Origin of the sequence: Bradyrhizobium uaiense, from assembly GCF_010811875.1 — a bacterium.
Lineage (GTDB): Bacteria > Pseudomonadota > Alphaproteobacteria > Rhizobiales > Xanthobacteraceae > Bradyrhizobium > Bradyrhizobium uaiense.
This window is the reverse complement of record NZ_VKHP01000426.1, coordinates 1-3,349: the sequence shown is the minus strand read 5'-3', so window position 1 is coordinate 3,349 and position 3,349 is coordinate 1. Positions and strand designations below refer to the sequence as shown.

1 protein-coding gene is annotated in these 3,349 nt (G+C 64.5%); it reads left to right on the top strand.

What is annotated here, in order from left to right; all coding sequences use genetic code 11:
- The coding region (locus FNJ47_RS45195) for a non-ribosomal peptide synthetase (protein ID WP_163163143.1) at window positions 1–3,349 on the top strand (3,349 nt) is incomplete at both ends.

Genomic DNA, 3,349 nt, shown 5'->3' with positions numbered 1-3,349 from the left:
CACAGGTGCAAAAAGCGCCGGAAGCGGTGGCGCTGGTCTGCGAAGATGAGCGGCTGAGCTATGGCGAGCTCAACGCACAGGCCAACCGGCTGGCGCATCACCTGATTGCCCTTGGGGTCAAGCCGGACCAGCCGGTGGCGATCTGCTTGGAACGCAGCCTGGCGATGGTGGTCGGGCTTTTGGCAATCCTCAAGGCGGGCGGTGCCTATCTGCCGCTGGATCCGGCCTATCCGAGCGAACGGCTGCGGCAGGTTGTCGACGATGCCGCGCCGCGGCTGCTGCTTTGCGATGCCGCCGGCCGCGCAGCACTCGGCCGCGAGGTGCTGGATGCTGTGACAGTGGTCGATCTGGCGACGGCCACGCTGGCCTGGGCCGACCGGCCGGATTCGGACCCCGACCCGCGCGCGCTTGGCCTCACATCCAGCCATCTCGCCTATGTGATCTACACCTCAGGCTCAACCGGAACGCCCAAAGGAGCGCAGAATGAGCATCGGGCCATTATCAATCGCCTGATCTGGATGCAAAAAGCCTACGCACTCAATGCGACTGACGTTGTCTTGCAGAAGACCTCATTTGGCTTTGATGTTTCTGCCTGGGAATTCTTCTGGACGTTGCTTGAAGGGGCGAGCTTGGTGCTGGCACTTCCTGGTGCGCACAAAAATCCTGATGCGCTTGTCAACTTGATAGTCAGCCAACGCATCACCACAGCACATTTTGTACCATCCATGCTGATCAGCTTCATGGACGCAAAGGGTGTTGAACGCTGTAAATCGCTGAAGCGTCTCATCTGTAGTGGCGAGGCGCTGTCTGCCGGCCTTGCGCAGAAGGTTCGTTGCGTATTGCCTTGGACCGGCCTGCACAATCTATACGGTCCCACGGAAGCTGCTATTGACGTGACGGCCTGGACTTGCCCGGCTGATTTCGATGGGTCGGTGGTCCCGATCGGTCGCCCGATCGCCAACACGCGGGTCTACCTGCTGGACGGTCATGGCGCGCCTGTGCCGTTTGGTGCGGTGGGCGAGCTTTACATCGGCGGGGCGGGGGGTGCGCGCGGGTATTTGAACCGCCCTGAACTGACAGCCGAGCGGTTCATCGCCAGTCCCTTCGTCGAGGGCGATCGGCTGTACCGGACCGGCGACCTCGGGCGTTATCTACCGGACGGCAATATTGAGTTTTTGGGCCGCAACGACGACCAGGTGAAGATCCGCGGCTACCGCATCGAGCCTGGCGAGATCGTAGCAAAGCTGTGCGAGCACGCCTTTGTGCGCGAGGCGGTGGTGGTGGCGCGCCAGAGCCGCGCCGGCGACAAGCATCTGATCGCCTATGTGGTCTGCGCGTCCGAGGCCGGCTCGGACGAGGGTGATGCAGGCGGGCTTGCGGGCGCCTTGCGCGCGCACTTGAGTAGCCGGCTGCCGGACTACATGGTGCCGGCTGCGTTCGTGCCGATCGCAGCGCTGCCGCTGACGCCGAACGGAAAGCTCGATCGGAACGCGCTGCCGGCGCCGGCCGACGAGGCCTATGCGCTGGCGGCCTATGAGGCGCCGCAAGGCGCGGTCGAGATCGCGCTGGCGCGGACCTGGGCCGAGCTTCTCGGTGTCGAGCGCATCGGGCGCAACGACCACTTCTTCGAACTGGGCGGCCACTCGCTTTTGGCCGTGCAGGTCTTGGAGCGGCTGCGGCGGTTGTCGCTCGGGGTGGAGGTACGCACCTTGTTCGAAAGGCCGGTACTGGCCGATCTCGCTGCCTGCCTTGGTAGCCATCACGAGGTGGCAGCCCCCGTCAACCTGATCACCGAGCAGAGCACGGCCATCACGCCGCCGATGCTGCCGCTTATTGAGCTCACGCAGGGCGAGATCGATCGGATCGTCGCCACAGTGCCCGGCGGCGTCAGCAACATCCAAGACATATATGGCCTGTCGCCGCTGCAAGACGGCATCCTGTTCCATCATCTGCTAGCCGGTCGGGGTGATCCCTACCTGATGGTGTCGCAGGTGGCGTTTGCCGAGCGTGGCCTGTTGGAGCGTTATCTTGGCGCGGTTCAGCAGGTCGTGGATCGGCACGATATCCTGCGTACGGCGTTTGTTTGGGAGGAGCTGTCGAGCCCGATCCAGGTCGTCTGGCGGCGCGCGCCGCTACATGTGAGCGAGGTCGAGCTGGACGGCTGTGAAAGCTCCGGTTCCGATGAGCTCCGGCGCCGGTTTGATCCGCGCCGGCAGCGCATCGAAATTGGCCAGGCGCCCTTGTTGCGGTTTGTGATCGCGCGCGAGCCCGGTAGCAGGCGCTGGCTGCTGCTGCAGCTGCAGCACCATTTGATCGGCGATCATACGACGCTGGAGGTGATGCATACCGAGGTGCGTGCCGTGCTGGAGGGGCGCGCGCATGAGTTGTCAGAGCCGCAGCCGTTCCGCAATCTGGTCGTGCAAACGCAGCTGGGCGTGAGTGCACAAGCACACGAAGAATACTTCCGAAAGATGCTGGCCGACATCGATGAGCCGACCGTGCCGTTCGGGCTAAGCGGGGTCCACGGCGACGGCAGCGGCGTCGGCGAGGCGCATCGAATGCTGCCGCAGACGCTCAATGAGCGGCTGCGCGAACAGGCGCAGCGGCTCGGGGTGAGCTTGGCCAGCCTGTGCCATTTGGCTTGGGGTCAGGTGCTGGCGCGCAGCAGCGGCCGAGAGCAGGTGGTGTTCGGCACGGTGCTGTTCGGCCGGATGCATGCGGGTGCGGGCGCCGATCGTACAATGGGGCTGTTCATCAACACGCTGCCTGTGCGGCTTGCCCTGGACGAGACCGGGGTTGCGGCGAGCGTGCGCAGCACCCACGCGCAACTTTCCGAGCTACTGGCGCACGAGCATGCTTCGCTGGCGCTGGCGCAACGCTGCAGCGGCGTTGCGGCGCCGACGCCGCTGTTCAGTGCGCTGTTGAACTACCGTCACAACAGGCCGGCGGCCACGCCCGGCTTCGGAGCGGATGATGTCGTGTCGGGCGTGGAATGGCTCGGCGGCGAGGAGCGCACCAACTATCCCGTAAACTTGTCGGTTGAGGATTATGGCGAAGCGCTCGGCCTGACGGCGCAGGTGGCGGAGCCTGTATCTGCGGATCGGGTCTGCGGCTACATGCAGCGGGCGCTCGAGCAACTGGCAGAGGCGCTGGAGCATGCCCCTAACATGCCGGTGCGCGAGCTCGACATCCTGCCGGCCGAGGAGCGCAGCTATCTGCTGGAGGATTTGAACCGGACGGCGGCAGCTTATCCGTCGGAACGGTGCATCCATGAGCTGTTCGAGACACAGGTGCAAAAAGCGCCGGAAGCGGTGGCGCTGGTCTGCGAAGATGAGCGGCTGAGCTATGG